This is a genomic window from Pseudochrobactrum sp. Wa41.01b-1 (assembly GCF_019464455.1).
GTDB classification, from domain to species: domain Bacteria; phylum Pseudomonadota; class Alphaproteobacteria; order Rhizobiales; family Rhizobiaceae; genus Pseudochrobactrum; species Pseudochrobactrum saccharolyticum.
On sequence record NZ_CP080493.1, the window covers coordinates 3182837 to 3196105 of the forward strand.

14 protein-coding genes are annotated in these 13269 nt (G+C 50.5%); 7 read left to right on the plus strand and 7 right to left on the minus strand.

Annotation, left to right across the window (positions count from 1 at the left end; genetic code table 11):
- Positions 1–7: 7 nt before the first annotated feature.
- From K1X45_RS14520 to K1X45_RS14535, 4 genes are all read right to left on the minus strand, one after another.
- Positions 8–619 (minus strand): GNAT family N-acetyltransferase, encoded by a 612-nt coding sequence (locus K1X45_RS14520; protein WP_075654489.1) that lies wholly within the window; start codon positions 617–619, stop codon positions 8–10.
- Between the two features lie 18 nt (positions 620–637).
- A complete protein-coding gene (locus K1X45_RS14525; protein WP_022711667.1) occupies positions 638–1936 on the minus strand; it encodes a pitrilysin family protein in 1299 nt (432 codons plus the stop codon).
- Between the two features lie 199 nt (positions 1937–2135).
- Positions 2136–3533: a threonine synthase gene (thrC, locus tag K1X45_RS14530; protein WP_220159259.1), complete on the minus strand. Its 1398-nt coding sequence runs from the start codon at positions 3531–3533 to the stop codon at positions 2136–2138.
- A gap of 195 nt (positions 3534–3728) precedes the next feature.
- Positions 3729–4049, minus strand: coding sequence for a hypothetical protein (locus tag K1X45_RS14535; protein WP_220159260.1), 321 nt, complete (start codon positions 4047–4049; stop codon positions 3729–3731).
- Positions 4050–4160: 111 nt separating this feature from the next.
- Between K1X45_RS14535 and K1X45_RS14540 the strand changes: the two genes are divergently transcribed.
- On the plus strand, positions 4161–4736 hold the full coding sequence (locus K1X45_RS14540; protein WP_255560443.1) for a hypothetical protein: 576 nt from the start codon (positions 4161–4163) through the stop codon (positions 4734–4736).
- A gap of 393 nt (positions 4737–5129) precedes the next feature.
- Complete coding sequence (locus K1X45_RS14545) at positions 5130–5312, plus strand: hypothetical protein (protein ID WP_075654492.1); 183 nt, start codon at positions 5130–5132, stop codon at positions 5310–5312.
- Positions 5313–5377: 65 nt separating this feature from the next.
- On the opposite strand, the gene K1X45_RS14550 is transcribed toward K1X45_RS14545, so the two are convergent.
- Positions 5378–6067: an HAD family phosphatase gene (locus K1X45_RS14550; protein WP_075654493.1), complete on the minus strand. Its 690-nt coding sequence runs from the start codon at positions 6065–6067 to the stop codon at positions 5378–5380.
- A 395-nt stretch (positions 6068–6462) separates the two neighbouring features.
- Between K1X45_RS14550 and K1X45_RS14555 the strand changes: the two genes are divergently transcribed.
- Positions 6463–7596, plus strand: a complete 1134-nt coding sequence (locus tag K1X45_RS14555) for a site-specific DNA-methyltransferase (protein WP_220159261.1) — start codon at positions 6463–6465, stop codon at positions 7594–7596.
- 163 nt (positions 7597–7759) lie between these two features.
- On the opposite strand, the gene K1X45_RS14560 is transcribed toward K1X45_RS14555, so the two are convergent.
- Positions 7760–8377 carry a class I SAM-dependent methyltransferase gene (locus K1X45_RS14560; RefSeq protein WP_220159262.1) on the minus strand — a complete coding sequence of 206 codons (618 nt, stop codon included), beginning with the start codon at positions 8375–8377 and terminating at the stop codon, positions 7760–7762.
- A gap of 17 nt (positions 8378–8394) precedes the next feature.
- The gene (gene mutY / locus K1X45_RS14565) at positions 8395–9501 is read right to left on the minus strand and encodes an A/G-specific adenine glycosylase (protein ID WP_220160530.1); all 1107 of its coding nucleotides are present in this window, start codon (positions 9499–9501) and stop codon (positions 8395–8397) included.
- Positions 9502–9722: 221 nt separating this feature from the next.
- Here mutY and K1X45_RS14570 point away from each other — a divergent pair, with 221 nt between their 5' ends.
- The 4 genes from K1X45_RS14570 (at position 9723) to K1X45_RS14585 (ending at position 13139) form a co-directional block, all read left to right on the plus strand.
- Positions 9723–10490, plus strand: a complete 768-nt coding sequence (locus K1X45_RS14570) for a glycosyltransferase family 25 protein (RefSeq protein WP_220159263.1) — start codon at positions 9723–9725, stop codon at positions 10488–10490.
- A gap of 1 nt (position 10491) precedes the next feature.
- Positions 10492–11781 (plus strand): O-antigen ligase, encoded by a 1290-nt coding sequence (locus K1X45_RS14575; RefSeq protein ID WP_255560444.1) that lies wholly within the window; start codon positions 10492–10494, stop codon positions 11779–11781.
- A 9-nt stretch (positions 11782–11790) separates the two neighbouring features.
- Entirely contained in the window at positions 11791–12300 is a 510-nt protein-coding gene (locus K1X45_RS14580) for a DUF721 domain-containing protein (protein WP_116087105.1), read from the plus strand.
- Between the two features lie 176 nt (positions 12301–12476).
- Positions 12477–13139, plus strand: a complete 663-nt coding sequence (locus K1X45_RS14585; RefSeq protein WP_116087107.1) for a DsbA family protein — start codon at positions 12477–12479, stop codon at positions 13137–13139.
- The last annotated feature ends 130 nt before the right edge of the window (positions 13140–13269 follow it).

Sequence of the window (13269 nt, forward strand, 5' to 3'; positions counted from 1 at the left end):
TTAACGGTCAGACGGCTGTTGTTTTAACAGAAAGACCTCTGCGCTGCTCTTCTCCCTCAATCAGGCTGTAGAGGAGATGATCCTGCCACAGGCCGTTAATCTTGAGATAGGAGCGCAATGTGCCTTCCAGTAAAAATCCGGCTTTTTCAAGAAGCCTGACCGAACGCAGATTAGACGGAATACAGGCAGCTTCAAGTCTGTGCAACCGCAGTTCACTGAATGCGAAGGGGATAACCAGTTTCAAAGCGTCGAACATATAGCCTTGGCCTGCATGAGGTGCGCCGCACCAGTATCCGATCTGTCCGGATTGGGCGACACCGCGCCGGATATTACCGAGGGTGATTCCCCCCAGCAAAACATTGTCGGACCTGCGGAATAAAAACAGCGACCATGCATTTCCGCTGCGTGCTTCTTCAGAGTAATGGCGCAGCCGCAGCCGGAAACTCGATTTTTCCAACTCGTCATCCCGCCATACCGGCTCCCATGGGGTCAGAAAAGCACGGCTTTTTTCGCGCAAATTTGCCCATTGGCGGTAATCAGACCATTGCGGCTCACGCAAAAACAGACGCTCCCCCTTCAGATACACAGACGGTGTTTTGCTGAAGGGAAAGCTGATCATGATACCCAGCCTGTTAAGTTAAACTGCCAGTGCCGGACGCTTATTCGCGGCGAAGCCGCGCAACGTGCCGTGAATATCGTCATAACCCATCATCTGGCTGACAGGGCCGACAGCGGCAATGGTCGGTTTGCTGTCGAGGAACATGCGACCGGAAAGATCTGTCAGACGTTCAGGCGTAATCAGGCTCAGACGTTCCAGCAGTTCTTCATTCGGTACCGGACGACCATAGAGCAGCATCTGACGGGCAATCTGACCTGCTCGGCTTGCTGCACTTTCCTGCGACATCAGCAGACCGGCGCGATATTGCGCACGGGCGCGGTCAACTTCCTGAATATTGATATTACTCGATGCTTCATAAAGCTCGTTGAGAACAACGGGCACCAGTTCCTCAAGGTTTTCACGTCCGGTTGCCGCATGAATGCCGAACAGGCCGGTATCGGAAAAGCCCCAATGGAAGGCATAGACAGAGTAGCACAGACCACGCTTTTCACGCACCTGCTGGAACAGGCGGGAAGACATGCCGCCGCCAAGAACCGTTGCCAGAAGCTGTGAGGCATAGAAATCGCGCACATGGTAAGCGCGGCCTTCAAAACCGATCAGAACCTGCGCATCCATCAGGTCACGTTCTTCGCGGTAATCACCGCCGACATAGGATGCTTTCACCGGCGCTGCAGCCTGTGTCGTTGCGCGGAAACCGCCGAGACGGCTTTCCACTTCACGCACAAACGAGGCGTGGTCAACAGCACCGGCAGCGACAACAACCATACGGTCGGCGCTATATTGTTCATTGATATAATTACGCAGATCACCCGGTGTGAAGGACTGCACCGTTTCCGGTGTACCGAGAATGGAGCGGCCGATCTGCTGGTTTAGATAGGATGTTTCAGAAAAACGATCGAAAACAATGTCATCGGGCGTATCATAGGCCGCGCCGATTTCCTGCATGATGACGTTTTTCTCGCGTTCCAGCTCATCTTCATCGAATTTTGAGCTGGTGAGAATGTCGGCCAGAATATCAATCGCCAGCGGCAAATCATTGCGCAGAACGCGGGCATAATAAGAGGTGGTTTCAACGCTGGTTGCAGCATTGATTTCACCACCGACATTTTCAATATCGGCTGCAATCTGCCATGCACTACGGTTTTCTGTGCCTTTGAAGGCCATATGCTCGAGAAAATGCGCAATGCCGTGGCGGTTATGCGCTTCATTGCGGGAGCCTGCCTTGACCCAGATACCCAATGCCACGCTTTCAATCAGTGGCATGGTTTCGGTGGCAATTGTCAGTCCGTTGGACAGAACGCTAACTTCTACACCCATTCTAGGCATACTCCCCTGAGTATTTTAACCGTCAGCTTCTTTGAGTCTGACGGGCATGGCAATGCGACAAAGAAAGAACGTGACCGTTCCGGAAGAGCTCGTCTGCCCCTGTTGTTTTATCAGGTGACATATAGGGGCAGACCGAAATCTATGCAAATTTGCTGCCATAATACAACATATGGCTGCAGCAGAACTTTGATTATTTTGCTGCTCGCGAGTGGCTGCGGATATGATCTTCCACCACTTTCAGGTCATTTTGAAGACGCGTGAAATGTTCTTTACGCTCCATCAGATCGCTGAGCCAAGCAGGCAGAGCCGGAGAAACGCCGCAGGCATCTTTCACTGCATCCGGAAATTTGGCCGGATGGGCGGTTGCCAGCACCACCATTGGCGAGGCTGTATCTGCGTGTTCGCGGGCAACTTTAACGCCGATAGCCGAATGCGGGTCAAGCAGATAGCCGTCCTGTTTCAGCACGGAGTCAATGGTTGCAGCGGTTTCGGCTACCGTCGAACGACCGGCAGCAAATTGCTCACGGATGGTTTTGAGCGGTGCATCGGCAATAGTGAATTCACCGGACTGGCCGAGGCTGCGCATCAGGCCGCGAATAGCTGCTGCATCGCGGTCATAGGATTCAAACAGCAGACGCTCGAAATTCGAAGAAATCTGGATATCCATGGACGGAGAAGAGGTCTGTTCCACACCGCGCATCGCATAGGAGCCGGTGGCAACAGTGCGTGACAGGATATCATTGTCATTGGTTGCAATGATCAGACGGTCAATCGGCAGGCCCATTTTCTTGGCAACAAAACCTGCAAAAATATCGCCGAAATTACCGGTCGGCACAGTGAAGGACACTTTGCGATCCGGTGCGCCGAGGCTGATTGCCGATGTGAAATAATAAACGATCTGCGGCATGATACGTGCCCAGTTGATCGAATTCACACCGGAAAGCGAAAGCGTGTCGCGGAAGTTCAGATCATTGAACATGCCTTTGACGAGGTTCTGACAGTCGTCAAAATTACCGTCGATCGACAGAGCATGAACATTGCTGGCTGCAGATGAGGTCATCTGGCGCTGCTGCACAGGTGACACACGGCCATGCGGGAACAGGATGAAAATATCGGTATTGTCGCGACCGGCAAAAGCTTCAATCGCCGCGCCGCCGGTGTCGCCGGAAGTTGCGCCGACAATGGTTGCGCGCTGTCCGCGCTGTGCCAGCGTATAATCCATCATGCGTGACAGCAGCTGCATTGCCACATCTTTAAAGGCGAGAGTCGGGCCGTGGAAAAGCTCCAGAACAAATTCATTCGCACCGGTTTGCACCAGCGGGCAGACGGCATCATGGCGGAATGAGCCATAAGATTCGCGCACCATTTTTTCAAATTCGGCGTCCGGAATCTCACCATTCACAAAAGGAGTGAGGACTGCGAGGGCGATTTCCACATAGGATTTGCCGCGCAGCTTGCGGATGTCGTCTGAGGAAAATTGCGGATAGGTTTCCGGCAGATAGAGACCGCCGTCCCGCGCCAAACCCGCCAAAAGTGCATCAGAAAAGCCCAAAACCGGCGCTTCGCCACGGGTGCTGATATATTTCATAAGATTTCAGGCCTCATTCAGTCAATGCAATTCTGTGCCGGTTTTGAGCCGGTTTCGGTCAAGTTTGCGGTGTTTTCCTGTCATATCTCTTGTGGCTGACGCAAGCATCGGTGGATAGAGCTTGCCCTGTTCACAAAAAACGTGAAAATATTATCTCATAATGCATGTTAAGCGCCTTGCGTCCATATGGATATGTCAAAGACGCCGCAGGATTTGGGTATAAAGCGCATTCCAAAAAGTGTGAAACGGTTTTTGGATAAAATGCGCGATAAACAATGATGGCGCATTCCAAAAAGTGTGAAACGGTTTTTGGATAAAATGCGCGATAAACAATGATGGCGCATTCCAAAAAGTGTGAAACGGTTTTTGGATAAAATGCGCGATAAACAATGATGGCGCATTCCAAAAAGTGTGAAACGGTTTTTGGATAAAATGCGCGATAAACAATGATGGCGCATTCCAAAAAGTGTGAAACGGTTTTTGGGTAAAATGCGCGATGATGAAGAATTTACGCATCAGACAAAGAGTGAAACTCTTCGGTAGATGCGGGAAACAAGACAACCGAACAGTTACGGCGCGTTGCCGGAGCGGTTCGCAAACAGGTTCAATATTCAGGAAGACCGGTTTATGCAGAAATCTACCTTCGGACGTTTAAATCCTCTTTCATTGCGGTTTACCCGTTTGGGTGGAGCTGCATTGCTTGGTTTGTTGGTTGCCGGTTGCTCAACCAGCGGCAGTCAGCAGGGCGCTGTTTCCACATCCGGTGAGCAGCGCGTGACACAGGCGGATTTGCAGGCTTATTGCCCGCGCATCAGCCTGCGTGAGGGAACGTCATTCTTCAGCACCTATGAAAAGGGCGGAAACGGTGACAGCAGCCGCGTGGTTTATCAGGCTTCGATCAGCGATGTGACCCGCGATTGCCGTCGGGATAATGGTACGCTGACAATTACTGTTGCAGCCGCAGGCCGCGTTGTACCTGGGCCGAAATTCCGCAACGGCACAATCAGTATGCCGATCCGCGTTGTGGTGATGGAAGGCGATAAAGTGATCTCCACAAAACTGCATAAACAGGCAGTTGCGATGAATAATTCCCAGTCGGCAACGCAGTTCCTGTTCGCGGGAACGCCGGTGAGCGTGCCTGAAGCATCGTCACGTCAGGTGCAGATCTTTATTGGTTTTGATGAAGGCCCGAATAAGGGGTAATCTGAAGTCACGACAGTTAAAAATGCCGTATTCCCGACAAGGAATGCGGCATTTTTTATTGTACTGAAGCACAATGCTGTCAGGTGATACCGTTAAAACCAGCAGACAGATGCTGTATTCTGTCTGGTATTTGCCAAGTGTCTAAAATTAGTGCATAAATTATTTACTATAGGTTCATATTGCCGTGGGTTTTGCAGGTTGGAAAATCTGAAAGCTTCTTACGGTAAATAAAACTTTTATCTGAAAAATATTATTTAATATCAATTATTTGCGAATTTTTTGTCAGTGATTTGTCCGGTTTTCGGATGTGCTTACGGGAAAATACCGCCTGTTCATCGTTAAAGCGATGAAAGAATGAAACTATTTGTAATCTCTAACGTTTAGACTGCTGGCATGATGACAGTATATGAACTCATTCAGGAACCAACCGACACCTGGGCCATTTTTGAAATGGATTCCGGCGAACCGGTTATGATTGAAGGCCGTCCGATGATTGGTCTCAGCGAGACAGAAGCACAGCAGATTTATGCTGCACTGACTGCTCCCGTGAAAGACGCGAAGAAATCAGCGGCCTGATCATCACGATATAAAAAAGGGCGTGCTTGCGGCACGCCCTTTTTATTACATTTCTCAGAAGGTTATCAGAAGCCTTCATCCCATTCTGCCATGGCTTCAATCACGGCAGGCAGATCGCGGTGACGGTTGATAACTGTTTCCGCACCGGCTTCAGTCAGCTTGTCTGCATGACCCGGATAGGTGTGGGCACCGCCGGTAAAGCCGATGACCCGCATGCCTGCAGCGCGTGCCGCATGGATGCCATGGCTTGAATCTTCAATGACAAAACACTGTTTCGGATCAGCATTAAATTGCTGAGCCGCGTAGGTATAAACATTCGGCGCAGGCTTCGGCTCTTTATTGCCAACCTCACGCGACGCATAAATATGCGGGGCAAATGCATCATACAGCGTTGAACGCTTGAGCATCAGTTCCAGAGAGTCCGAATTGGAGTTGGAGCAGATAGCTTTCGGATATTGAAGCTGGCTGACCACATCTTCAATACCGTCTACAGTGAGCAGTTCTTTGGTAATCCGCTCTTTCATGATTTTGCGTGATTTTTCAATCAGCGAGGCGGAGATCGGAATGGAAGATTCCCGTTCAATTTCCATCAGAATGCTTGGCCATGTCAGACCGGCAAAACGCTCGGCAATTTCTTCCGGCGAAATAGGGTAGCCGGCATCGGTGAGAAGCTCGGATTCGACCTGTGCGGCAATATACTCGGAATCGACCAGAACACCGTCACAGTCGAAGAGGATCAGCTGGGGTTTTGACATGAAAAATCCGTAAATGTTCAGAAGCTGCAAAAGCCGCAACAGGGCTCGCAACAAAAGGAGAGGGAGGACGGGCACTGTTTACACTTAAAACGATTGAGGGTCAAAATGATAAAAGAAATTGCCGGCTCTTCTGTGTTTTATCGGCAAGGCAAATCAGCGGGCAAAATCGGGTGATTTGCGGTGTCTGATTTTAAGCTTTGGAATCGCAATTTCGCCAAGTGTTAAAAATTATTAAGCATTTACAGTGGTTTGTGAGTGCTGTTTTGCGTTGATTTTAAAGAAATTTGGCGATTTTCGCACCTGATAACGCTTTTTAACAATTTGATTAACCCCATGTTTACCCTGTTCGGTAACCATAAGGACAGTAAAGCGTTCCTATGTTTAGCGAGTATCACATGTCCGTTGTTCGTCTTGTGAAAGATCTGCCAGAAGCTGCACCGCGCTCGGTCTGGCTCGATACAATTCTTAAGGGTGACTGCGTAGCTGCGCTCGATCGTTTGCCGGATCATTCGGTGGATGTGATCTTTGCTGATCCCCCTTACAATCTTCAGCTTGAAGGTGCTCTGCACCGTCCGGATCAGACCAAGGTCAATGCAGTTGACGACCATTGGGATCAGTTCGACAGTTTTCAGGCTTATGATGCCTTTACCCGTGCATGGCTGCTGGCCTGCCGCCGCGTGCTGAAGCCAAACGGCACCATCTGGGTTATCGGCTCATACCACAATATTTTCCGCGTCGGCGCATCGCTGCAGGATCTGGGTTTCTGGATGCTCAACGATATTATCTGGCGCAAAACCAATCCGATGCCGAATTTCCGCGGCCGTCGTTTCCAGAATGCGCATGAAACGCTGATCTGGGCATCCCGCGATCAGAAGAGCAAAGGCTATACGTTTAACTACGAAGCCATGAAAGCCGCCAATGATGATGTGCAGATGCGCTCTGACTGGCTGTTTCCGATTTGCACCGGCGGTGAGCGTCTGAAGGATGATAATGGCGATAAGGTTCATCCGACCCAGAAGCCGGAAGCATTGCTTGCCCGTATTCTGATGTCTTCATCGAAGCCTGGTGATGTGATCCTCGATCCGTTCTTTGGTTCTGGCACCACCGGTGCGGTTGCCAAGCGTCTCGGCCGTCATTTTGTCGGTATTGAGCGTGACCAGTCTTACATTGATGCGGCAACCAAGCGTATCGAAGCTGTTGAGCCGCTGGGTAAAACCGAGCTGAAGGTCATGACCGGCAAGCGTGCCGAACCACGTGTAGCCTTTGTCAGCGTGATTGAAGCCGGCCTGCTGCGTCCGGGTACAGTTCTGTGTGATGCCAAACGTCGTCATGCAGCGATTGTTCGTGCAGACGGTACTCTATCTGCCAACGGCGATGCCGGTTCTATTCACCGTATGGGTGCCAAGGTACAGGGCTTTGATGCCTGCAATGGCTGGACGTTCTGGCACTATGAAGAAAACGGCGTGTTGAAGCCGATTGATGCGCTGCGCGCTGAAATCCGTGTGAATATGGCTCAAGCCGGTTCATAAAACGAACGGCAGAATACCGGCACTTGATACTGGTATTTTCTACAGCATTTTGCGCTGGTTTGATGTGTTAAGCACAGGCCACGCATAATTATCGGACTGACCTCCAGAGATGTCTGAGCCTTAAAGCGCCGGTGTTGAGCCGGCGCTTTTTTTATGGGCTGCTTCAGGAAGTTTTACGGCAGAGCCAGACAGTGAGATGACCGCAATGCGGGTCATTTTCCACATATTTCACAACGTCAAAACCGCTCTCGGACAAAATAGTTTGGTATTCCTCCGGCGCGAGGCTGGAGTGATAAAGCGGTTGCCCTTCAAAAGTGCCCGTTGCTTCGCCATTTGAAGTGCCGCTGGTAAACATCAGCACTGCATTCTCTGCAGCGAGTGTTGCAAAGCGGGGGAACATCCGGCGCTGATCATCACGCTCCAGATGAAAAAAACTGTTCCATGCGAGTATGCCGTCAAATTTCTGCGGGAGAGATAGCTCACGCATATCTGCGACCAGCCATTGCTGCTGAGGGAAGCGGGTGCGGCAGATGTTTATCAGGCTGGCAGAACTGTCGATGCCGGTCAGATGAAAGCCTGAGTGGATCAGGTGACCGGCCATAGGCTCGCCCGCTCCGCAACCAATATCCAGAACAGAGCCTTGATGAGGTAACAGACCGGTAAAACGTGCCAGCCATTCTGCTTCCATCAGGCCTTTGGCAGCATTGCCACGCCGGATATCATCCCATTTCTGCGCATGCGTTTCATATAGCGGAATAATGTTTTCTGCGTCTTTGGACATAGCATTTTTCCGGTTGTTTATTTGAAAGTGTCAGGCAGGGCGGCGCTGATGGCTTTCTTCATCACTGTCGGCAGCGCTTCTTTTTCGAGATTATCCTGAGCAACCCACCAGCCATTATTGCTTGGCGGCATGGTTGAAACATCTACTTTATAAACGCTGAGGCGTAATTCAAAATGCGTAAAAATATGAGTGATGGTGCCGCTTGGCTGCCAGTTTGCAGCAATTGGTGCCGGATCAGTATTGGTCAATCGTGCAATATGCTCAGGAGAGGTCGCTTCATCTGCCGCGATCCATTCGCTGTTCGGTACTTCACTCATACCGGCAAGCAGGCCTTTGTCAGGGCGTTTTCGCAAGTAAACATCACCTTGCGGTGAGAGAATGATAAAAGCGGCACCATAGCGGACAGGGCGTGCCTTTTTCGGTGCTTTGACAGGGTAAAGCTCTGGCTCACCTTCGATCAAGGCTGCACAATTATCATTAAGTGGACAGAGAATACAGGTCGGCTTCTTAGGTGTGCAGATTGTAGCGCCGAGATCCATCATCGCCTGCGCAAAATCACCGGGGCGTGACTGCGGGGTCAGTTGTTCTGTAAATTTGCGGATCTCACTCTTGGCCTGAGGCATCATGGTTTTGATCGCAAACAGGCGGCTGACCACGCGCTCGACATTGCCGTCAACAACTGCAGCCGGAATATCGAAGGCAATGGCCGCAATGGCCGCTGAAGTATAATCGCCGATACCCGGCAATTGTTTGAGACCCTCCACACTCGCCGGAAACTGCCCTTTATGCTGAGAGGCTACCATATCCGCGCATTTCTTCAGGTTGCGGGCTCGGGAATAATAACCAAGTCCCGCCCAGCCACGCAGCACATCATCTTCGGTGGCATCGGCAAGTGCCTGCACATCCGGCCACAGACCGGTAAATTTGAGGAAATAAGCTTTAACCGCTTCAACCGTCGTTTGTTGCAGCATGACTTCCGACAACCAGATGCGGTAAGGATCTGGACGCACACCTTGTTTGTGCTCAACGGGCGTTACGCGCCATGGCAAAATACGGTGATGACGATCATACCATGCCAGCAGCTTTTGCGCAGGAGCATCATCTCCCGACACGGCAGGAAACATCGTCGGACTGTTGTCGGCGGAGACTTGGAGGCGCTTTTTCGTCATATTTTGTCAATAAATGATCTGCTTTCGGAATGCACCGGAAATTATTTTTAGCTTGTGCTTACAATGTGAAATCGTTTTCATTATGCAGCGGATAGTTTGACTGTCGTCATATTGCTGAGTACCACAATTTTATAAACCTCATTTTGTTGATGGAATAATATCCGAAAGGCTTGATATTGCAGAACAAACAAAGCTTTCCGGTCTATGTTCTTAATCTTGACCGCTCAAAAGACCGTTGGGATTCGCTGCTTGCACATGCGCAGGAAACCGGCATTGCGCTTCAGCGCGTGCCGGCAATTGACGGTAAATTGCTCGCAGAAACGGATAAACGCCATTTTGATGATGCGGCTTTCCGACGCGATCACGGGAAGATTGCCTCTTCTGCAGAAATCGGCTGCTATTTCAGTCACATGAAGGCTCTGGAAATGATTGCGGCAGGCGATGCGCCAGCCGGTGTGATTATTGAAGATGATATCCGGTTTTCTGAAGAATTTGTTCCGGTGGTTGAAGCTGCAGCAGATTTGCAGGGCTGGGATGTCATCAAGCTGATCCATAACCGTCTTGTAGGGTTCCGTCCGGTTGAAAATCTCACAGAAGATGTGGCGATCGGGCGTGTTACCCACGGGCCACTTGGTAATGCCGGAGCCTATATTGTTTCAAAAGAGGGGGCTGCAAAAGTGCTTAAGGCACTGCAAGTGATGCATCTTCCCTATGATGTGGCACTGGAGCGCGGCTGGGCGGGTTCGTATAATTTCTTCACCGCCAGCAGGGCTGTGGTGAGCAATGCCAATGAAAGCGCTTCAACAATATCCGAGGATATTAAAACCTATTCGCGGGCAAAATTACCGGCCCATAAACGGATCGGTACATTATTCTTTCGTATGAAAGACTATTTGCAAAGACTGTTTTACAGTTTCCAAAAAACAAATATCCGGCAACGGTGATATGCGAATTCTGCAAAAAAACTTTCTGATACGTCGTCGTATTGATCTCTGGCTTTTATGTCTGGCGGCAATCGCAATGCCGGTCCGTTATGCGCTCGGCCCGATTATCCTGTTCGTATATAGTTGTATCGGTTTTTATCTGGCGCTGTACAAACACCGCTGGCACCGGATGTATGGTGCGCATTTTTATGTCTTGATATCTGCCTATATGATCTGGAGCCTCAGCCTGATGGCATGGCGCGGTGAGCTCAGCTTTGCTAACCGTCAGGTGGGGTATGTGCTGCTGTTATGGCTCTATTCTTTTGCCGGATTGGGGATGGTTCTCATCCGTGACCCGCTGAGAATCCTCGCATTCGGCTCCCGTACCGGCATCATTCTGTGTGCAATAATGGTTGCAGGAGAGGCGCTGTTTTGGGGCGGCCGTATCGGTATCGGCGGTAATCCTGCAGTATTTGCCTATGCGGCAGCAATTGCAGCAGTTGCAGCAACATTGCCGATTAAAAACGCTCCGCGTGTTTTACCGAACGGACCGTGGTATCTGGTCATTGGTACGGGGATCGTGTTTGCCTCCGAAACCCGTGCGGTTATGATTACGCTGGCTCTGCTGGCAATATTTGAGATCATTGTTCTGATCGGCCGTATTGCCAGCCATAAGGTGAAAATCGGCAGTTCACTCATTCTGGCTGCCTGTCTGACCGCTGTCTTTACTGTTGGCCCTGTCGCCGGAGTTCTGTCGCAGCGCTTCGCCGGTATGGTGCATTATTATGAAACCGGCGACAGCAGCCAGTGGGCGGATAAATCCTCCGCAGATACACGCGAGCAGATGTGGCGCGGTGCGGTGAAGGTGGTTGCGGAACATCCTTTGATCGGTGTCGGCTCGGAACAAAAAATGGCTGCAGTGCGGGAGGCTCTGGGCGATCAGGCAACTTTGCTCGACGGTTATATCCATGTTCATAATTCAGTGTTTGATGAACTGCTGGTCAATGGTGCAATCGGTTTTCTGTTGCTGCTGGCAGCGGCTATATCCGGCTTCATTTTCTTCTGGCGCAATAATTCAGACTGCACGGTCCGGCGGGTGCTGATTTATTTTACGATCAGCTGGGGCAGCTATGCTATGCTGCATAATCCGCTGCTGCATGAGACCAGTATTGCTGTGACAATGTTCTTTTTCAGTGTGGTTTATGCAGGAACAAGCCGTAATATATTGCGGCGTAACAGTGAAGCCCGCAATGCTCTGGCATTTTATAACAGAGAAAAATCATCGCCCGTCGCGGCAATAAAACCGGCATAAAGGACAGAGATGAGCAGAGAGGAAAAATCGGGTTTTAAACCGCTGGCAGATACGGCCGGTAGTGTGCTCGATCCTGTCTTGCGCAAACGCGCCGGTATTAATTTGTCGCTGATACAGGCATGGGAAGATGTGGTCGGGCCGCAGATTGGTGCACAATCGCGTCCGTTGCGTATTCTCTGGCCACGACGCGCCCATGAGGATGATCCGTTTCAGCCGGCAACGCTGATCATCGGCTGCGAAGGTATGGCGGCCATGCGCATTCAGCATTCCACCGGCGAGATCATCAATCGTGTGAATTCCTTTTTAGGATTCGCTGCCATTGCCCGTATTCGCATTGAGCAAAAATCTGTTGCCCCTGTTGCGCAACGTAAAGTCAAACCGCTGATGCCGGTTGGCGCACCTGCCGAGAAAAAACTGGCACAGGCAACAGTCGGTATTGAGGATGAGGCATTACGTGCCTCACTGATGCAGCTCGGCCGTAATATTCTGGCGGAAAAAGCCAATAAAAAGCCACGCTGATCTTAATTTCAAAGGGCAGATTACAGAGAATAAACAATGCGAAAACGGCTGAAAATTGCCCGTTAAGTCTCTGGAGACACACTGTTTATTAAAAACTCTTAAGCTGCCTGACAAAATTCCGGCAATTTGCTCTAATATCCGGAAACTATAGCAACGTGAATGAACGGGTGATTCGTATGATGTCTCAACTGAACCGCAGACAGCTTCTTGGAACTGCAGCTCTTGCAACTGCGGCATTGTCCGTATCTGCTGCCGGCAGCGCTCTGGCACAAACAGATGTTCCGAAGTCTGACGGCTCTGTCGATATGAAAAAACTGCTCGAAAAAGGCTCACTTGAAGATAAAGTGCTGGGGCAGGCTGATGCACCGGTAACAATCGTTGAATATGCTTCGATGACATGTTCGCATTGTGCGACTTTTGCTGTGAATACACTTCCTGCAATTGAAGAAAAATACATCAAGACCGGCAAAGCCCGTCTGATTTTCCGCGAATTCCCGTTCGATCCGCGCGCAACTGCCGCCTTCATGCTGGCACGCTGTGCACCGGATGACCGTTATTTCCCGATGGTGGATGTGCTGTTTAAACAGCAGATGCAGTGGGCTGCGGCCGATGATGCACAGGCTGCATTGCTGCAAATCTCCAAACTGGCCGGTTTTACACAGGAGACATTCAATGCCTGCTTGACGAACCAGCAGCTTCTCGATGATGTGAATGCTGTTCGTGAACGTGGCGCTGAGTTCGGTGTGAATGCAACGCCTACATTCTTTATCAATGGTCAGAAATATTCCGGAGCTCTTTCGGTTGAACAGATGTCGGCAGTTATCGACTCTATGCTCTGAACCTGATGCATATTCATGCAGCGGGGGCTTTTTTGCGCCCGCTGCATTTTCATATTTTAAAAAAATAGTGTCTGATTTTATTCCGCTCTTTATTGATTTGTTTTTGCCGCGCCCGGTTGCACGGAGCACT